15 protein-coding genes and 5 pseudogenes are annotated in these 17,924 nt (G+C 68.8%); 10 read left to right on the top strand and 10 right to left on the bottom strand.

The genetic code is table 11. From position 1 onward, the window contains the following. Window positions 1–118: 118 nt before the first annotated feature. Window positions 119–787, top strand: coding sequence for a hypothetical protein (locus tag IPG50_11655; protein MBK6692842.1), 669 nt, complete (start codon window positions 119–121; stop codon window positions 785–787). Beyond that, window positions 784–1,197 carry a hypothetical protein gene (locus IPG50_11650; protein MBK6692841.1) on the top strand — a complete coding sequence of 138 codons (414 nt, stop codon included), beginning with the start codon at window positions 784–786 and terminating at the stop codon, window positions 1,195–1,197. Before IPG50_11655 ends, IPG50_11650 begins: the two co-directional genes overlap by 4 nt. Window positions 1,198–1,404: 207 nt before the next feature. Here IPG50_11650 and IPG50_11645 read toward each other — a convergent pair whose 3' ends face one another. Beyond that, window positions 1,405–1,566, bottom strand: a complete 162-nt coding sequence (locus IPG50_11645) for a hypothetical protein (protein MBK6692840.1) — start codon at window positions 1,564–1,566, stop codon at window positions 1,405–1,407. A gap of 6 nt (window positions 1,567–1,572) precedes the next feature. On the opposite strand from IPG50_11645, the gene IPG50_11640 reads away from it, so the two are divergent. Both IPG50_11640 and IPG50_11635 read left to right on the top strand, forming a co-directional pair. Next, window positions 1,573–1,791 (top strand): hypothetical protein, encoded by a 219-nt coding sequence (locus tag IPG50_11640; protein MBK6692839.1) that lies wholly within the window; start codon window positions 1,573–1,575, stop codon window positions 1,789–1,791. A 125-nt stretch (window positions 1,792–1,916) separates the two neighbouring features. Then, window positions 1,917–2,069, top strand: coding sequence for a hypothetical protein (locus IPG50_11635; GenBank protein MBK6692838.1), 153 nt, complete (start codon window positions 1,917–1,919; stop codon window positions 2,067–2,069). A gap of 13 nt (window positions 2,070–2,082) precedes the next feature. On the opposite strand, the gene IPG50_11630 is transcribed toward IPG50_11635, so the two are convergent. Beyond that, window positions 2,083–2,925, bottom strand: coding sequence for a cyclic nucleotide-binding domain-containing protein (locus IPG50_11630; protein MBK6692837.1), 843 nt, complete (start codon window positions 2,923–2,925; stop codon window positions 2,083–2,085). Window positions 2,926–3,022: 97 nt separating this feature from the next. Beyond that, window positions 3,023–3,688, bottom strand: a pseudogene (locus IPG50_11625) (protein kinase). On the opposite strand from IPG50_11625, the gene IPG50_11620 reads away from it, so the two are divergent. Then, window positions 3,687–3,983 carry a hypothetical protein gene (locus IPG50_11620; protein ID MBK6692836.1) on the top strand — a complete coding sequence of 99 codons (297 nt, stop codon included), beginning with the start codon at window positions 3,687–3,689 and terminating at the stop codon, window positions 3,981–3,983. The pseudogene IPG50_11625 and the gene IPG50_11620 sit on opposite strands and share 2 nt — an antisense overlap. Continuing rightward, entirely contained in the window at window positions 3,959–4,723 is a 765-nt protein-coding gene (locus IPG50_11615) for a PEGA domain-containing protein (protein MBK6692835.1), read from the top strand. The genes IPG50_11620 and IPG50_11615 overlap by 25 nt, the downstream gene beginning before the upstream one ends. Before the next feature lie 1,578 nt (window positions 4,724–6,301). Here IPG50_11615 and IPG50_11610 read toward each other — a convergent pair. Beyond that, a pseudogene (locus IPG50_11610) lies at window positions 6,302–8,061 on the bottom strand (phospho-sugar mutase). Window positions 8,062–8,592: 531 nt separating this feature from the next. On the opposite strand from IPG50_11610, the gene IPG50_11605 reads away from it, so the two are divergent. Both IPG50_11605 and IPG50_11600 read left to right on the top strand, forming a co-directional pair. Then, window positions 8,593–9,735, top strand: coding sequence for an ABC transporter permease (locus tag IPG50_11605; GenBank protein ID MBK6692834.1), 1,143 nt, complete (start codon window positions 8,593–8,595; stop codon window positions 9,733–9,735). Window positions 9,736–10,395: 660 nt separating this feature from the next. Beyond that, window positions 10,396–10,863: an ABC transporter permease subunit gene (locus tag IPG50_11600; protein MBK6692833.1), complete on the top strand. Its 468-nt coding sequence runs from the start codon at window positions 10,396–10,398 to the stop codon at window positions 10,861–10,863. On the opposite strand, the gene IPG50_11595 is transcribed toward IPG50_11600, so the two are convergent. After that, window positions 10,796–11,179: a hypothetical protein gene (locus tag IPG50_11595; GenBank protein MBK6692832.1), complete on the bottom strand. Its 384-nt coding sequence runs from the start codon at window positions 11,177–11,179 to the stop codon at window positions 10,796–10,798. The genes IPG50_11600 and IPG50_11595 overlap by 68 nt on opposite strands. A gap of 203 nt (window positions 11,180–11,382) precedes the next feature. On the opposite strand from IPG50_11595, the pseudogene trxA reads away from it, so the two are divergent. Next, window positions 11,383–12,074 (top strand): annotated as a pseudogene (gene trxA, locus IPG50_11590) (thioredoxin). A 343-nt stretch (window positions 12,075–12,417) separates the two neighbouring features. Here the strand turns inward: trxA and IPG50_11585 are convergent. Further along, window positions 12,418–12,585 (bottom strand): hypothetical protein, encoded by a 168-nt coding sequence (locus IPG50_11585; GenBank protein MBK6692831.1) that lies wholly within the window; start codon window positions 12,583–12,585, stop codon window positions 12,418–12,420. 622 nt (window positions 12,586–13,207) lie between these two features. On the opposite strand from IPG50_11585, the pseudogene IPG50_11580 reads away from it, so the two are divergent. After that, window positions 13,208–13,608 (top strand): annotated as a pseudogene (locus tag IPG50_11580) (transcriptional repressor). Between the two features lie 28 nt (window positions 13,609–13,636). On the opposite strand, the pseudogene IPG50_11575 reads toward IPG50_11580, so the two are convergent. The 4 genes and pseudogenes from IPG50_11575 to IPG50_11560 form a co-directional block, all read right to left on the bottom strand. Next, window positions 13,637–14,247 (bottom strand): annotated as a pseudogene (locus tag IPG50_11575) (5-formyltetrahydrofolate cyclo-ligase). Window positions 14,248–14,366: 119 nt separating this feature from the next. Next, on the bottom strand, window positions 14,367–14,519 hold the full coding sequence (locus tag IPG50_11570) for a hypothetical protein (protein ID MBK6692830.1): 153 nt from the start codon (window positions 14,517–14,519) through the stop codon (window positions 14,367–14,369). Window positions 14,520–14,559: 40 nt separating this feature from the next. Continuing rightward, window positions 14,560–15,090, bottom strand: coding sequence for a DNA adenine methylase (locus tag IPG50_11565; GenBank protein MBK6692829.1), 531 nt, complete (start codon window positions 15,088–15,090; stop codon window positions 14,560–14,562). A gap of 57 nt (window positions 15,091–15,147) precedes the next feature. Beyond that, complete coding sequence (locus IPG50_11560; GenBank protein MBK6692828.1) at window positions 15,148–15,696, bottom strand: hypothetical protein; 549 nt, start codon at window positions 15,694–15,696, stop codon at window positions 15,148–15,150. Window positions 15,697–17,924: the final 2,228 nt, after the last annotated feature.

Below are 17,924 nucleotides of genomic sequence, written 5' to 3'. Positions count from 1 at the left end.
CTCGCTGTTAACTCCTCTGGCTGATCGAATTGGGCGGGTCATGGTGCCGTCCAATCGCAGCCCTGCTCGAGCCCGCCGCGCGTCTGAGCGGCTTTCTCCGAGCAGCAGAGGAGAGCTCATGTCGCGCGCGTTTCTGCTTGTGGTCGCCGCCTTTGGATTGTCGCTCAACGCATGCGGCTCGGGCGAGCACGCCGACGAAAGCGACACGGCCGAATCGAAACTGATGGACCTCGCCTTTTCCGACGTCGTCACATCGCTGGCATACGGCAACACGACGACGATCACCTCGACCCCGACACGACGTTATCGAACAGTTCGCTTCAATGGCAACGTCGGCGACGCCGTCACGATCTGGGTGCGTTCTTCCAAGGACGCCCGAGCGTGGCTCATCGGGCCGGACTTCAAGAAGACGCTCGCGTCCAACGACGACGCCGACGGCACAACGAAAGACGCGCGCATCTCCTTCACGCTCACCAAGACGGGCTCGCACACGATCGCCTTCCGCGAGAAGCAGTCGGCCCCCACCTCGTTCGAGATTTCACTCGCCGCCGCTTCGTCGCCGCCGCCGGTGCCCCCGGTACCGCCGAGCAGCAACGCCACCGACCCTTGCGTCAAGCACCCCTGGCCCATGGCGGGCGGATGCCGAGATCGGCAGGGGCGTTCCACCGCGACCGGTCCGACTTCGCCGAAGATCGCGTGGAAGGTCGAGTTGCTGAAACAGCTCCCGGTCGACCAGCTCGTGGTCGACGCTGCGGGACGACCTATGCGACGCAGGAGTCTTTCTTGACCGCGATCGCCGCCGACGGCACGACCCGTTGGTGGCAGCTCGCCGGGGGTAGGCTTGTCGATATCGCCATCGGTGGGGACGACGCACTCTACGCCTACGAGCAAGGTCGGCGACCCACGGTGAGAGGCGCCGTCGTGGTTCATTCGTTCGTCCGGTTCGCTCCGAACAACGGCGCCCGAAGCGTCCTCTTCTCGGAGGAGGTAGGCTCCGACCGACTCCCTAGGAAGGTGACGCCGCTGGCAGATGGCTCGGTGCACTTCGGCGCCCCAGCGGAGCTCGAAGACGAAAGCGCGGTCGTCGGTGGCGTCGCGTCCGCGAAGCGCTACGCGCCGACCACGAAGGCGCTCTCGAACGCGACTGCGCTCTTCTCGCCGTCACGCCGCGAGACGTGCCGGGCGGAGGCTGGCTGAAGTCCGATTCCAAGCACATCGCGCCAGGCAGCGGCGATCGGGACTTCTGGGTCGATCGCTACGCGCCTCCGGCGCCCTCGTGTCCCACGCGGCGCCCTTGCAGCTTTGGGGCGTCGCGCCCGGCGGCACCGTGTGGGCCGTCACGCCCGACCCCTTCCACAACTGGGATCGTTCGGGTGGCTAAGCGTGCTTCGGCAAGACGGAACATCAACCAAGGTCTCCACGGCATGCACAGACCTCCCCTTTCGGCGTCGCCATCGGCGCCGACGATTCGGTCGTGTTCACCAGCACCGACACGTCGAAGCCCGCGAACCAACAGAGCTCCATTTCCAAGTACAGCAAGACCGGCACGCTCGTCTTCGAGGCCACGGTCCCTTGGAGGGCGGCGCCATCGTCCTCGACGCTGCGAGCAACATCTACGGCGGCGGCGTGGCTTTCAGCGCATCGGGAGCGCCCCTGTGGACCTCATGGTCGACCGGGAGTTGGCTCCCCGCGCAAGATCTGATCGCGCTGGGCCCGAACCGCACACTGATGGCCACGTGGAGCCGTCCGAGCGCCTTGGGCATTGTCTACGCGCTCCGCGACACCCCTTGAGGCGTCGAGGCCGAAAGCCCGCGGAACCCCGACGGGCAGCGACGACCCAACGGCCGCCGAACCGCGTCGCGGTCTCTTTGCTCCGTTGTCACAGCGTCGACGCACGGGGCGACTAGCCTTGCAACATGGACAGCCATGGGTTTGACGAAACGTGGGCGAACGCGCCCGAGACCGATGCTCGCATCGGCGCCAGTGAGTTTTTGCGTGCCGTCGAGGAGCGCGCCACCGAGGAGGCGTTTGGCTTGGGCGAAGCTCGCCCCTCCGACGACCAAGGTTAAGAGAGGGGGCTGATCAGCGCTCTGACTCGGCGGGCCCCGAGTTTCGGCGGAGCCCCGACACGCGGACGTGTTGCTCGAGGTTGCGGAAGCGCTGGGCGAGCGCGCGAACGAGGGCGCCGCTCCAGCCTTCGAGCCCGAGCCCCTCGTTCATGGTCGCCTTGTCCAAGACGAGCACCACGACGCGGTCCATGGCCACAACGGAGGCGGCGCGCGGCTCTTCGAGGAGCAGTGCCATTTCGCCGAAGACCTCGCCGGGCTCCATCACGCTGAGCGTCTCTTCCTGACCGTCGACGGTGCGGTACGCACGGCACCGACCGCTGACGATCATGTACGCGGCGTCGCCGGGATCGCCTTCGCACATGATGACGGTGCCAGGCTCGAACAACTTGCGCGGCAAGTGGAGGCCGCCGAGCAAGAAGTCGTGGACGTCGCGCTGAAGCTCCGCGACGGTCTGGTAGCGCTCTTTCGGGTTGATGGCCGTCGCCTTCTGGATGATGGCGCGCATGCGTCGCGAGATGCCGACCTTCTGGGCGACGTCGTCGATGGCGCGAATTTCGCCCTTGAGCGCGCGCTCCAAGATGACGCGACCGTCGGGGTGATCGCCGTAGGGACGCTTGCCGCTCACCAGCTCGTAGAGCATCGCTCCGAGGCCGAAGATGTCGCAGCGCTCGTCCATGATGGTCGGGTCGCCCTTGGCCTGCTCGGGCGCCATGTAGTCCGGCGTGCCGACGGCGCCGGGCGCGTTCATCTGGGAGTTTTTGCCCGACGCCGGCTGCGTGCGCGTGAGCCGCGAGAGGCCCCAGTCCATCAGGTAGACCTGACCGAACTCGCCAACCATGAGGTTGGCGGGCTTCAAGTCGCGGTGGATGACCCCGCGGTGGTGCGCGTAGGCGACGGCGTCGCAGAGCCGGAGGAAGATCTCCGAGACCCTTCGTCATGCGCTCCGGCGAGCCGACGGGATGTTTCTTGTACCAACCGTCGAGGCTGGACCCTTGCACGAGCTTCATCGTGAAGTAGGGCACGCCGTTGTCGACGGCGAGCTCGTGCACCGGGACGATGTTCGGATGCTCGAGTTGGCCTGCGATCTGCGCCTCGGCGATGAAGCCCTCGACGTAGAAGCGCTCGCTGACGAGGCCCTTGTCGAGGCGCTTGAGCGCCACGTGACGGAGCAGGTTGCGATCCGTCGCAGGATGCACGTGTCCCATGCCGCCGCGGCCGAACTCCTTGTAGACGCGGAGGTGCGCCGGCGTGGGGATCTTCTCTTTCGCGCACTCGTCAGGGGTCACCTCGTGCGCCCCTCCGACGGGGATCGACTCAATGACGTAGACGGGCGGCAGCTCTTGGTCGCGGCTGGGATCGGCCATGGTTCGAGAGCGAGTCGTGCCATTTCCACGGCCCCGATGGAACAGGCACGGGCGGGCCCTGCGAAGGACCCCGGCAAGGGACCCCCGCGTCAGGCCCACATCGGCACCCCTGGCCCCTGAAGGATCGCCAGTCCATCGCCGCATTTGAGCGGCTGCCGCCACAACAGACGATGCTTGGTGGACGGTACGGACCGGCGCTGCCGACTTGATTTTCCAGTATTTCCCCTGGCACTCGTGTTGCTCGCGGGCAGGCATGACTCGGCCTCCTCGGCCCCCCCTTCGGGTCCTGCTCCTCGCCGCATGGGGCGTGCTTCCGGCTGTCGGCTACGCGGCGCCCCCTTCCCCCGAGGCGCGGGCCCGACCCGAGGTGCGGGTCGAAGCGGAGATTCGCGGCGCGTTGAAGAAGGGCGACCTCGAGGCGGCGGCGGAGAAGGTTCAAAAGGCCCGCGACGCCGACCCCTCATCGGCGGCCCTCGCCCTCTTGGCGGCTCAAATCAAAACAAAGCAGGAAGAGCCCGCGGGGCGATGCGCGCCTACCAGGACTACCTGAGGCTCGCCGGCGCGAGCGCGCCCACCAAAGAGCGCGCGGAAGCGGTGATGAAGATTCAAGACCTCTCCGTCGAGGTCGGCTCCATTGTGGTTCGCGCCAAAGCGAAGGGCGCGCGCGTGCTCGTCGACGGAACCTTCGTCGGCGTCACGCCGCTGCCCGAGCCGGTGCCCGTGATGCCCGGCAAGCACGTCCTCGCGCTCGAGGGCAGCAGCGCGAAGGCGACCGTCTCCGTGAAGGAAGAGCAATCGGTCACCGTCGAGCTCGAAGGTGCGGCGCCAGCGTCGGTCGCCACCGCCGGCCCAGCAACCGCGCCCACGACCGCATCGTCGAAGAAGGGCGCCAGGGAAGCGCCCGCCAAAGAGCCTGCGAAGGAAGCGGCGAAGGAGACGCCGCAGGAGCCGCCCTCGACCGACGCCCCATCTGGAAGGAGCTGGACCCCTTCGCGCCGGAGAAGCCGGAGAAGGCTGAGGCGCCCGCGGCCGCGGCGGCTCCCCAAAAGGAAGCGCCCTCGCTCGCCGCTAGTGGTGGCTCGCGGAAGCGTGTCGGCTTCGTGGCGGCCGGCGCGCTGGCCCTCGGCTCGGCGGCGACCGCCGTCTTGGCGTCGGCGGCGATCTCCGACTTCGAGTCCAAGAAGGACACGCTCGGCACGACACGCGACGAGCTCGAGAGCGCGCAAGGCAAGGCGACGCTCCTCGCGGGCGTGTCGGTGGCTCTCGGCGTGGGCGCCATCTCCGTCGTGACCATCACGCTCCTCTCGGGTCGCGGTGAGGCGAAGGCAGACGCAAGCCCGGGCACCAAGCCGGCGCCGACGCTCGGGCTCTTCATGGCGCCGTCGTTCGTGGGCGCGCGAGGGGACGTTCCAATGAGCGCCCCCGCGACCCCGGCCGGGCGCGCGTTCTTGTTCGCGGCGGCGGGCCTCTTGGCAGCGTGCTCGGCGCTCTTCGAAGAGCCTGCACAGTGCAAGACCGACGAGGACTGCGGGAGGTTCGCCGGCACCGTCTGCAACACCTCGGGCATGTGCGAAGCGCCGGGGTTGGCGCGCGAAGGCTCTATCGCGCCTGCCGCACCAGCGGGCGTCGGCGCCGCCGGCCCGGCCGAAGCCACGACGCCCCCCGGCACGCCGCCGCCGGTCGTCGTGGAGACGTGCCCGGCGCTAGCGTCGAGGCCTGAGACGGCGCTCGCCGGCGGCGTTGCTGCAGCCGCCACGGACATCACCACCGACGTCACGCTCGACTGCAACACGACGAGCCTCCTTCGCGGCACGGTGACGGTCCAAGCCGGTGCCACGTTGACGATCAAAGCCGGCACGGTGATCAAGGCGGAACAAGACGCGGCGCTCGTTATCGCGCAGGGCGCGAAGCTGGTGGTGACGGGCAACCGCGAGCAGGCGGTGATCTTCACGAGCGCGGCGGCAACGCCCGGCCCGGGACAGTGGAAAGGTGTCGCCGTCCTCGGCAAAGCGCCGCCGGCCGGAAACGTCAATGGAGTCGACTACGGCGGCGACGTCGAGGCCGACTCGTCGGGCTCACTTCAATACGTTCGCGTGGAATACGCGGCGCAGGGCCTCTCGCTCCTTGGCGTCGGCAGCGGCACCCTGGTGGACGGCGTCCAGGTGCGAAAGACCACCGATAACTGCTTCACCATCAACGGCGGCCGCGTCGACCTCAAGCACCTTGTCTGCCAATACCCGGCCGACGAGATGTTCGAGCTCAACGCCGGCTACCAAGGGCGAGCGCAGTTTCTCGTGGGACAGCGTACCCCGACGCAAGGAGGCGGCCACCACGGGCTCCTCGTCGACAACGCGAAGCTCGTCGCGTCGAACGTCACCCTCTGCGGCGCCGATCAGGCGAATCAGGGCCGCGGGCTCATGTTGCGCAACAACGCCGCGCCGGCTCTCTCGAACGTGATCGTGCGCGGCTTTGCCGTGGGCATGGACGTCATGGGTGCCCAAGGCGCGCCCTTCGAGCTCAAGAGCTCCGTCTTCAACGGCAACACCGCGGACAACGTCGCCACCGACGAGAACTCGACCGATCCCCAGAGTCCGCTCTTCGACGACGATCAGGGCTTCAACGAACGGACGTTCTTCTCCGACGCGGCGCGCAAGAACGTCGAGACTGATCCGGGCTTCGCGTGCTTCTCCCCCGACCGGTCCGAGCTTTGCGCCGCCGACGCAGCTCACCGGGGATGCGCCGCCCGCCGACGCGTTCTTCGAAGCGACGGCCGCCTACGCCGGCGCCGTGCGCGACGGGACTGGCGATTGGACGAAGGACGCGTGGCTGCGGTGGAGCGCTGACTAGCGCGCCTGAGCCGCTCCTGAGCTACGAGACGGCGCGGATGAAGTCGTCGCGCACGGCCGTGAGCGTCGCCTTGGCGCGGCTTCGCGCCGCGTCGATGGCCTCACCGGGGCGGACCGCTTCGCAGACATCGAAGTAGAACTTGATCTTCGGCTTCGTGCCGCTGGGGCGCGCAATGACGCGACTTCCACCTTCGAGCTCGAAGGTGAGGACGTTGGAGGCCGGCAGCGTGAGGGGCGTCACGGTGCCAGAGCTCTGGTCGGTGCGCGTCTTCGCCTCGTAGTCGCGGAGCGCGGTCACCCCGAAGGGCCCGAGTCGCGAGGGTGCCTTCTTCCGCAGGCCGGTCATGATGGCCTTGATGGCCGCGGCGCCATCGGCGCCCTTCTTCGTGACGTTGACCTGCTCGCTCGCAAACAGCCCGTATTCCCGGGCGAGCGCGTCGAGTTGGTCCAAAACGGAGCGCCCGTGTGCGCGAAGCTCGGCCACCATGTCGGCGAAGACCGTCGCCGCCGCGACACCGTCCTTGTCTCGCACGAGGGTACCGACCGTGTACCCAAGGGCTTCCTCAAAGCCGAAGACGAAGCGCGTTTGGTCCGACGCAGCGAGCGCCAGCGCCCGCGCCGCGATCCACTTGAAGCCCGTCAACGTCTCGTCGTAACGGGCGCCGAAGCGCGCCGCCATCACGGACAACATCGGCGTCGACACCACCGTCGTGATGACGAGCTGCGCGCCCATGGGAAGGCCCGCCGCCTTGGCCCGGGTGAGCAGGTGGTGCCCGAGCAGGACGCCCACCTGATTACCGGTAAGCTGCACGTATTCGCCATCTCCCCCACGCACCGCCACCGCGAGCCGGTCGGCGTCGGGGTCGTTGGCGAGGACAAGCTCGGCGCTCTCCTGTTTCGCGAGGGCGAGGGCCAGGTCCATGGCGCCTTTCTCCTCGGGGTTGGGGAACGCGACGGTCGGGAAGCGGCCATCCGGCGTCATCTGCTCGGCGACGGGAAAGACCCGCGCGAAGCCCGCTTCCGCGAGGGCCTTCGTGGTGAGCGCGCCGCCGACGCCGTGGAGCGGCGTGTAGACGATGGAGAAGTCCCGGGGGGACGTCCCGGGAGCGAGCTCACGAACCCTGTCGAGGTACGCGCGTTCGACGGCGCTGGGCACGTTGCGAACGAGGCCTAGACGGCGCGCCTCGCCGAGGTCCATCCGCGCGATGGCGTTCGGTGCGGGCGCCTTCTCGATGAGCGACTCGACCTCTTGATCGATGGGCGACACGATCTGGGACGCCGTGGGACCGTAGAGCTTGTAGCCGTTGTATTCGGGCGGGTTGTGGCTGGCCGTGACGACGACGGCGGCGGCGGCGCCGAACTCGGCCGCGGCGAAGGCTACGAGCGGCGTCGGTTGGCAGGTGTCGAAGAGGTGCGCTCGGATGCCCATCGCCGCGAGCACCGCCGCTGTGTCTTCGGCAAAGGCGCGGCTCATGCGGCGCGCGTCGTGGCCCACGACGACGCCGTTCGCGAGCGCCTCCGGCGTCATGCGCGCCTTGAGCCACTGGCCGAGGCCGTAGGACGTCATGATGACCACGGCGCGGTTCATGCGATTCGGGCCGGCGCCGATGACGCCGCGAAGGGCCTGCCGTGCCGAACTCCGAGCCGCATGGCGAAGCGGTCGGCGAGCTCTGCCTCGTTGGCCTCCGCGATCAGCGCTTCGAGCTCGGCGCGGCTTTCAACGTCGGGATCGGCATCGGCCCACGCGCGGGCCTTGGCCAGGAGATCAGTGGGTAGGCTCATCGTCTGCCACCTTCGCTTTCGCGGCGCCGATCGCAAGAACCCCCGCAAGCGGCGCTCCCGGTGTCGCGCGCCGTGCTTTTCGTGCCCGTGGCGGGCGTTCGAGCCCATAATCGCGGGCCGTGCTTCGCTACGCGCTCCGGCGAATACTCTGGGCCATCCGGCGCTCATCGGGATCAGCCTGGTCGTGTTCCTTATCTCGACGCTCATTCCCGACGTCGGGCCAGGCACGCTCGCGGCGCGCATGGCGCTCCTCGCGAGCGATCCGGCGGCCTACGACGCGTTTACGGAGAACCGCCGAGCGCGCTCCGCGGACCTGCCGCGATTTTTTGACGTCACGCCCGACGACGTCCGTTCGCGCGCCGACGCGGCCGTCAAGCACGTGATCGCCAAGGATGCGGAGGCGCCGCTCGCGGCCTACGAGCTCGGAAAGTTGGGCGGCGCGGCCTTCCCCTACATCTTGCCAAAGCTCGACAACCTGAGGCCCGACGAACGCGGGCTCGTCGCCGTGGCGCTCGCGCCGGCGGCCGGAGGATGGGGCTCGGGGAGGCCGAGGTGCTCCGCGATCCGGCGCGCGCGGCGACCTTCTGGACCCGCTTTGGGAGGAGCGGAGCCTCGACTTTCGCGAGCCCGCCGCGCGCGCGCGTCGTCGATCGCTACCTTCGCGAGCCCACGCCCGCGCGCGAGCATGATCTCGTGGAGCTCGACACCTTCGTGGTGCCGCTGCTCGTGGCCGCGCTGCGCACGGCGACAACGACCGCGGAGCAGCGCCTCGTCGTCAATCAGCTCGCTCGCGCGGCGGGCCGTCCGAAGGCGCGCTTCCCGACGAGGAGACCGCCCGCACGACCGCACGCGACATCGCGAACGAGTGGGGAGAAGCTTCTGGTTCGAGAGTCACACCTATTTCGAGCCGCTCGAGGGCGCGTCGCGCGTCGCCGCCACGATCACCGAGACGCGCTACGGCCGCTGGCTCGGCAAGACGCTGACGGGCCGCTTGGGCTCAGCGTCCGTGACGGAAAGCCGATCCTCGAGAAGCTCATCACGCGCTCACCGATCACGGTGGGCCTCGCTGCGATGGCACTGGCGCTGGCGCTGGCGCTGGCCGTTCCCGTCGCGCTGGTGTCGGCCACGCAACGGGGACGCACCATCGACCACGGCCTCGCCATCGGCCTCTTCGTTCTCTACTCGGCGCCGACCTTCTGGCTCGCGCAGCTCCTCTCGAACTTTGCCCCCAAGACCTCGGGAAGGCTCGTCTTGCCAGTGCTCGCGCTCGCCGCTCCCGTCACGGCGCTCACGGCCCGCTACCAGCGGGCCGCGCTCCTCGAGGTCTTGAGTCTCGAATACGTGCGAGCGGCGCGCGCGCGCGGCGCCGGGGGCCTTCGCCTGCTCTTCCTCCACGTGTTGCCCAACGCCATCGCGCCGACCTTGTCGCTGGCCGGCGTGCTCTTGCCCCAACTCTTCGGAGCGGCGTTCGTCGTTGAAGAAGTCTTCGGCCTTCGAGGCCTCGGCTTCGAGTCGGTGCGCGCCGTCGAAGCGAGCGACCACGCGTGGCTCGTGGCCGTCACGATGCTAAGCGCGGTTATTTGCTCCGTGGGTCTCATCGCCAGCGATCTGGCGGCCGGCATCATCGATCCTCGCGTCCGTGAGCTGCTCCGCCGCCGCGGGAGGGCTGCATGACGACCGCCGGCACCCGCGAGCGCGTGTCGCTCCACGACGCGTCCGGCATACGTGCTGCCCGCGCGCGAGCTCGGTGCGGCGTGCCTCGACCAGCTGCGCCGCAAGCCAGCGGCGTTCGCGGCGCTGGTGTTCCTCGCGTCGCTGATCTTCGTGTCGGTATTCGCCGAGCTCCTGGCGGCCGACCTGCCGCTCTTTGCTCGCATCGGCGGCAAGACCTTCGTCCTCCCCGCCGTCACGCGGCCGCCGGAGCTCGCGAACCAGAATTGCCAACCCTCGAGCGGTCGCGGACGGCCGCCGACACGATGGTCTTCCCGCCGGTCCGCTACGGCGCGGAGACGCGGGCCGAAGGAGGAGCTGGCCATCTTCTCGGCACCGACGCCAAGGGACGCGACGTCTCGCGCGGGCCGTCTACGCGACGCGCACGACGGATCACGTTGGCGCTCGCCTGCGCCCTCGCTTTCGTCTTCATCGGCACGCTCTTCGGCGCCGCCGCGGGCTTCTTTGGCGGCATCGTCGATGGCGTGCTCACACGGCTCATCGAGACGCTCACGGCCTTTCCGCCGCTGGTGCTCGTCTTGGCGATTCAGGCGATGTTGCCCAAGCCCACGCTGCTCACGATGCTCGCCGTCATCGGCCTTATCCGCTGGCCGGATCGCCCGCGTGGTCCGCGCCGAGATGCTCAGCGTCGTGTCGCGCGACTACGTCACGGCGGCCCGTGCCCTCGGCGCATCACCGCTCCGCATCTTGACGCTGCACGTGGCGCCCAACGTCAAGGGTCCGGTGCTCGTGGCCGTGACGTTTGCCCTCAGGGTCCGTGGTGCTCGTGGAAGCGTCGCTCTCGTTTTGCGTCGGCGTCCCCGAGGGCACGCCGTCCTGGGGCGCGATGCTCAGCGACGTGAGCCGCACCGGCGGCTCGCCGTGGCTCTTGATCCTTCCCGGCGTGCTCTTGTTCTCGTGCCTCGTTTCCATCAACGTGGTGGCGGAAGCGCTGCGCGACCTGCTCGATCCGAGGCTCGCCTCGGAAGCGCCGCAGAAGTGAGGGCGCGTCGCGTCGACGCGGTCAAATGCCGGCCGCGGCGTCGCAGCCCTCCGCGCAGCCGATACCCCACGCGCCAACAAACGCGATGAACACGAAAGGCAGCAGCGCGTTTCGCGCGAGCACGGGGGCGCGGTCGATGAGAATCGACAGAAGCGCTATGCCGCCGAGCAACATCCACAAGTACCAGAGGGCGGCAGGGCGGCTCCTGCCGGAGGTGGCGGGCACTTGGCATGAGAACGTCTCGGAGCAAGGCCCAGACGAAGACGGAAACACTGCGAGCGCTGCGGTGCAAACCGACTCCCGGACGCCGCGATCCTTGACCCTGCAGGCGTAGACGCCGCCCACGACCATGGCGGACGTGCTCGCCAGAAAGGCCCGCAGCTCCCAGCTCGGAATAAAATCCACCGGCTCTCCTCCCTCGCCTCGCATCGCGGCCGTCGCGTGAAGCGAGGCCTGTGGCCGTAGGCAACGCCTGACGTCCAAACGGCATTCGGGTTCGAGTGAGGAATCCTCCCCGCCCTCGCCCCCTCCCCGCCAGAGGCCGCCAGAGGCGCCAGAGGCCGCCAGAGGTGGACACCCGGCAACCTGGTCCTTATGTTGCCAGCCCCATGATCATCGGTGGAAACGCAGGACGGCCTCCGGCGGGCGGCGGCGCGAGCAATTCGGACATCGTCAACGTCAGCGAGCGGGAATTCGAGAAAGAAGTCCTGCGCAGCCAGACGGCCGTTCTCATCGAGTTTTCGGCCGAATGGTGCCAGCCGTGCAAGGCCATCGCGCCGGAGGTCGAGGCCCTGGCCGGAAGCTCCGCGGCAAGCTCAAGGTCGTGAAGGTCGACGTCGACAAGTCGCCGGTCATTGCTCAGCAGCTTCGCGTGCAATCGGTGCCCACGTTCATGGTCTTCGCCGAAGGCCGCATCGTCGACGCGCAGGTCGGCGCCCTGCGCAAGAAGCAGCTCAAAGACATGGTCGAGCCGTTCTTGCCGCGCGCGGAAGGCGCCATCAAGGCGCGCGAGCTCGCCGAGCTGCTGAAGGCCGGCGCCGTCGTCCCCGTGGATACGCGTGACGCGAGCGCGTACGGCCGCGCGCGCATTCCCGGCGCCAAACACCTGGACGGCACTGAGCTCGAGACCCGGCTGGCGGAGCTCTACATGATCGCGGACCGGCCGGTCCTCTATTGCCGCTCCGGCGACAAGACCAAGGAGCTTGCCGCGCGGCTGGCCGAGCAAGGCGTCCCCGTCGCGTTCGTCGAGGGCGGCTTTCTCGCGTGGGAGGCTGAGGGCCTGCCCATCGAGCGCCCCTGAGCTCCGAGCCTTCGGGTTTCGTGCGACTGCGGGCACGCGGGTGCATCGGGCTCAGAACGCGCCCCCCAGTGAAAAGGTCGCGGGCGCGCTTCCCGGCGCGGACGAGGGCGCGCTCGCAGGCCCGCCGTCCGTACCCGGGCGATGAAAGAGGTAGGGCACGAAGACGCCCATGGCGGCGCCCATCGCCGCACCAACGAGGACGTCGCTCAGGTAGTGCCGGTCGGCGGCGATGCGCAGCCCCCGTCAACGCCGCGAGCGGCAGGCCCGCGCCGAGCACCAGCGGGGCGAGCTTGGAGCCGTGCATAGCGAGAACCGTCCGCGCTCGCACCCACGGAAGAAAAAGCTAGCGCCGTGTGCCCGAGTAAAACGAGAGGTTGTCGTCGACCTTCGCGAGCAGCGCGCGCTCGGCGGGACTCCGGAAGTGCGCATACGGCCGCTCCCGCGCGACGACGAACTTCGTGAGCTGATTGACCGCGAGCGAGCACGACCGCCTCCGAGACCACGAGGGCATCGGCGCCCACTCGCGCTTTGGAGGCCGTGTCGTCGGCGCGAGCGGCAGCGATGTTGGTCCCGAGCGCGGCCGCCGGCAGGGCTCCCGCCAAGACCGTGCTGAGCACGTGCGCCGTCTCTTGAGCCGAAGGCTTGAAGACGAGCGCGCGCCGAGCTTCGCGGTCGATGGCGTTCAACGTGTCTCGCTCACCGTCACGAGAGCAGAGCCGGCACGCGCCGGGGCCCAGGCGATCCTTCCCGAGCTCGGAGACGGCGACGGCGCCGGCCGCCGCCAGGGTGACCGTGAGATCGAGCCCGAGGTCGTACGTCAGCTCGCGATCCGCCGCGGCGGCCGGGCGCGGGCTCGCCACAACCAAGAGCACGGCAAGCCCGCCCCCCCCAGAGGGCGCTGCACGGCTGGCCGACCGCAACATGGCCGCATCGTAGCGCGGAGGACGATCGAGGCGACACGGGCGGCTCGTTTGCTCTACCCTTCGTCCTTCGCCAATGGTCACCGGCAAATCCAAGAGCACGAGCGATCCGCCGCGCGCCCCGCGGGCCACCGAAGGGCGCAAGGCGGCCCACGAAACGCCCGTCGATCGCGAGGCGGTGCTCGATCACTTCCGCGAGGTCTTGATGGCGCACTGGCCAAGCAGGGCCTGCGCTCCACGGACCAAAGACGTGCCATCGTGGAAGCGTTCTTTCGTGCGCCCAACCACGTCTCCATCGAGGAGCTCTTGGCGCAGGTGCGGGCCGAACAACCGGGCGTCGGCTACGCCACCGTGTACTGCCCTCAAGCTGCTCGCCGAGTGCGGCGTCGCGCACGAACGCCAGTTCGGAGACGGCCTCACCCGCTGCGAGCTCGCCGACGACTCAGCGCACCACGACCACCTCATTTGCGTCGAATGCGGCGACATCACCGAGTTCGAGGAGCCAAAGATCGAGGCCTCCAGAAGACATCGCGCGCCGCTATGGCTACGCGCTCCGCACCCACAAGCACGAGCTCTACGGCGTCTGCCCCAGCTGCCAGCAAAAGAAGTCCTGAAACGGCGACGCGGCTCGGCGGACGCGGGTCATCGCGCCGTTTCGACGGACACCGCGAGGACTCGCTTGTCGGTGACCACGTAGTCGCAGGCCACGTCGGTCGGCGTAGCGGGCACCTCCATCAGCAGTTGATACTCGAAGGCCACGACGACGGCGGTCGCCGGAGGCCGAAACCGCGGGAGCGTTCGATCGTAGTAGCCCGCGCCGTAGCCGAGGCGATGGCCCGTGGGCGCGACGGCAAGCGCGGGCACGACGACAGGTCGAGCTCGTCGGCTTCCGGCGCGCTGACGGGGCTCGGAGAATCCGAACCCGGCCTCCTCAACTCGTCGGGACTCGCAAAGCGAAACGTCATGACGCCGGTATCGGGATCGATGGCCGGATAGGCAATCTGAACACCGCGGCCGCGGAGGGTCGTGTCGAGGGGTCGGAGGTCGACCTCGTGCTTGTCTTCGATGGGCCAGAAGAGCGCGACGCGCTGCGCGTCCTTCACGACCTCGAGCGACGCGAGCCGTTCACGGATCTCTCGCGAACGCTCCTCGCACGCAGCGAGCGACGCCGTCTTGCGCAGGCCACGCATGCGCTTTCTGAGCTCCGCCTTGACGCGCCGCGCGAGGAGCTGCTCTTCCGGTCCTGCGTTCATGATGAGAGCACCTTCGACTTCTCGGACCAGGTCGTGACGATGAGCTCGGCGGCGTCGCCGCGCTTCATCGGATCGCGATTGATGTGCCTCCGCATCTGCACGGTGCGCATGGGAGGCCGTCAGAGCCTGCGCGTCTCCTTCGTGTCGGCGTTCGAGAGCAGGGCACGCACACCACGCGTTTTGAGGGCACGGAGCTCGGCCGACAAGCGCTGTTGCTCGTCGGGGCCAAACTTTTCGGCTGAGTAGGCGGTGAAGTCGGCGGTCTTGGACACGGGCACGTAGGGCGGGTCGAAGTAAAGAAGTCGCGGCGTGTTACGCCGGCCGTCGCCTCGGAAATCCGCAGGAGAATCTCGACGCCCGCGAGAAGCTTCGACGCCTCACGCAGGTGCTCCGCATCCAAGATGGTGGGGTTCGTGTGGCGACCAAAGGGCACGTTGAACTGCCCCTTCGAGTTGACGCGCCAGAGCCCGTTAGCAAGTCCGGTTGAGGAACAAGAGCCGCGCCGCCCGGGCGGCGTCGCTCATCGCCTTGGGGTCTTGGGCGCGCGTCGCGTAGTAGAGCTCCCCGATCGTAGCGATACGGCTGGAGCGCCTCGACGACGTCCTCGACGGAGTCGCGCACGGCACGGTAACAGGTCACAAGCTCCGCGTTCCGGTCCGCGAGCCGTGCGTGCCGAAACTGACCGGCGCCGTCCTTGTCGCGGGTGCGTCGCGCAAGCTCGAAGAAGAGCGCGGCACCACCAGCAAACGGCTCGACGTACGTGTCGATCGACTTCGGCACGTTCTTCAGAAGCTCGGGCAAGAGCCGCGACTTCCCGCCGGCCCACTTGACGATCGACTTCACGGGCCGGCAGTACCCGAAGCCGGATCGCGGCAAGCTCGAGTGCAGCCTCTCAGCGAGCTACGCCGCGTCGGTCGCCTCCGAAGCCTCGGCGAACGACGCACCAAGGAGGGTGGCCAGGTCCAGGGCAGCGTCATCGCGCCGGCGTCCACCTTGCCGACAACGCTCCGGCGCGGCGTCGCCCTCGTGCGGCGGGGCGGCGAGCTCAAGGACGAAGTCGAAGGCTCCCGCATCGGTGCGCCACGAAACGACGTGCGTGCAAGAAGACGCGGGGGCCTTGCCGGTGACCGCGGGCAGCGATGCCGCGTGCCCGCGAGCCCGCTCCATGGCTTGCAAGAGCGCATCACGCGGGCGCCATCGACGCGCCCAGGCCTTGGGAGCTTCGAAGACGAAGGCCCTGGTCGACGCGCACCATCGTCTCAACGAGGGTCCCGCAGCGAACCGCGACGCGCTGACGGCCGCGGCGCGATAACTCTCCGGCGCGAGCGCACTGACGCGCATGCCGGCCGGTGGCGCTGCGAGCGCCCGGCGGGCGGCCGCGGTGATGCGGACCACGCGCCGTCGGAGGCGGTGAACGTACGACGAGCAGTCGTGGTCGACGACCATCACGGCCTCCTCCTCTTGATCGCCACCCGCTCGCACCATGGCAATTCGGTTGCGCGGGAGTCGTGACCGCCGGCGGCGCAGCCACCAGTTCGCCGCTTGTTGCCAGAGGCCCTTGATGAACGCCGCCGCGACGTCCGACTCGTCGGCGTCGGGACACGGGACTCAGGGCGCCGTTCGCGGAAGCCGGCGCCGGCGCGCGCCGGGAACAGACCCGGTTCACCGCTCACCACCACCTCGGCGACCTCGTCGATGCGCAGCGAAAGGCGCGGGTGTCGCGTAGCGTCGCTTCAGCGGGAGACGAAGGCCTGCGCGATGACCTTCGGCACGCAGCCGATGATCGGGCTCCGTCGCGGTCCGTCGATGCCACGACCTCGCGGTCGTCGTCGGGCCACGCTCCTCGAAGATGACGCGCGCCTCTTTGCCGTCGCGACCGCTCACCTCCAGCGACAACCACGGCGCCGTGGCCCTCAGGGCTTCCGCGACGAAGCGCGAGGCACGCAGCTCCGGCACCGCGCGAAGCCAACCTTCGCTCAGCTCGCGGCCCACTCGCAACCCGCCGGCGCCGGACAAACGGAAACCCTCCGTCCCAGGTCCGCTCGACGGAAGCCGCGCCAGTCCGACGATGCGCATCTTGAACGATCACAGTCGGCGGAACGGCGACGAGCGAGCGAATCGCGTTACACGTCAAACGAACGCATCAGTTCGAGCGCGAGCTCGGCCCGCACGACGACGGCGGCGCGGCAGTCGAGCGCGAGGTACGCAGCACCCTCGGGGACCGGTGCGCGGGAGTCCCAGAACGAACCTCTGTGGCGGAGCCCCTAAGAACGTCAACGTGCCCCCCGCGCCAACGGCTTGCTCTGGGACGTCGTCTTTCGGTTCGCGCGCGACGGTCGCCATCGAGCGTCGCAAACGGTTGCTCGACGGCAGCGGCGTCCACGGCGGCCCGCTCAGGCGACGCCATCGAAAACCCGTCCTGCACGCGCTCGCGCGCCAGAACGAAGCGTCGCGCCTCGCGGTTCCACTCGAAGCGGAGGGCTTCCCGCGTTCCAACATCGGGAACGCTCGTAGCTCGGCGTCGCCACGCGGACGCCAGCTGGAGCCCCGCCGCGCATCGAAGGCCGCAAACGCCGCGCTCGCCAGAAGGCTGGTGACCGAAGGCGCTGAGGCCGATGTGTTGACGAAGCTTCACGCAGGGCCCCCCTCGAGTTGCGCGGCGCGCCGACTGCGACCACGTGACAAGTGCGCCAAGGAACGCAAACGTCAGCGGGATGAGAAAGGTGACGTAGCGGCGGACCTCGGCGATGGACTCAGAGGTCAAGCGGACGGACCGTGGTGACGGTGGGGCGCTCAGGGGACATCAAGCTCGAGGGGTTGGCCGTGAGCCACGCAGTGGCGCCCGCGGCGAAACGGCGGCTCCGTAAGCAAGCGGATCGCCTCCACCCTTGGAGGAGAGCACGCTGTGCGTGCCGACCACCACGAGGCGGGGTCCGTGGTGCGCCAGGCTGGAGAGCCCCGCGCGCTCGCTCGCGGCGGCGATGAGGAGCGGGCCTGGCAAGTCAATGGGACCTTGCACCCCGGCGGGTCGTTTCCCGCAGATCTCTTCCTCTCGGTGAGGGCCGTGGGCGCGAACGCCCATCGCTCGTCGTGAACGGCGCCCCCGGCGGCAGCTCCCCGGCTCGGTGGCCCAAGCAGAGAGGCCTCACCCCAACTCCACCACGATCGGCGGCGGTGCGCTCTTCTCTGCGCCTTCATCCGGCCAAAGGTTGCCCGTCACCGGATAGAAAGGCCATTACGCCAGCCCCGAACCGTGTCCCGCCCGCGACTCCGGGAAAGGCGAGAGCTTCGTCTCCCCTTCGACGACGAGCGCGCTCAAGCCCCGGAGGCCGAAGGGCGCAGGCACAACGTCCGAAGGCCGACCGTCCGAGACGCCCGCCTTCGTTGCCGAAACGGCGAATGGCGGCGAGCTTGCGCTGCTGCCTTCAAGCAAGTGGGTACGAAGGCGCTCCCGCTTCCGTCGTGAGTGAAGGCGCGCCGCCCCACGGCCATATTTTCCTGCAGCGCTGCAACCCAGAACAGCTCGTGGGCCCTGGCAAGATCGTGTCGACCAGGAGCCACTTTGCAGTTGTCGCGCCCCGAACACCTCGGCAAAGGCGCTTAACACCGCGCGCTCATGTCGTCGCTTGGTTCGCCGATATGCCCCATCGCGTAAAGCTGGCACGTGCGCTCGCTGC

This window comes from Myxococcales bacterium (assembly GCA_016703425.1).
Lineage (GTDB): Bacteria > Myxococcota_A > Polyangia > Polyangiales > Polyangiaceae > JADJCA01.
This window is presented reverse-complemented; position numbering and strand designations above follow the sequence as displayed.

Excerpts from the sequence above, each read along its gene's own strand:
- IPG50_11655 (MBK6692842.1), top strand. The coding sequence starts at position 119 with ATGTCGCGCGCGTTTCTGCTTGTGGTCGCCGCCTTTGGATTGTCGCTC.
- IPG50_11635 (MBK6692838.1), top strand. The coding sequence starts at position 1,917 with ATGGACAGCCATGGGTTTGACGAAACGTGGGCGAACGCGCCCGAGACC.
- IPG50_11620 (MBK6692836.1), top strand. The coding sequence starts at position 3,687 with ATGACTCGGCCTCCTCGGCCCCCCCTTCGGGTCCTGCTCCTCGCCGCA.
- IPG50_11615 (MBK6692835.1), top strand. The coding sequence starts at position 3,959 with ATGCGCGCCTACCAGGACTACCTGAGGCTCGCCGGCGCGAGCGCGCCC.
- IPG50_11605 (MBK6692834.1), top strand. The coding sequence starts at position 8,593 with ATGGGGCTCGGGGAGGCCGAGGTGCTCCGCGATCCGGCGCGCGCGGCG.
- IPG50_11585 (MBK6692831.1), bottom strand. The coding sequence starts at position 12,585 with ATGCCCTCGTGGTCTCGGAGGCGGTCGTGCTCGCTCGCGGTCAATCAG.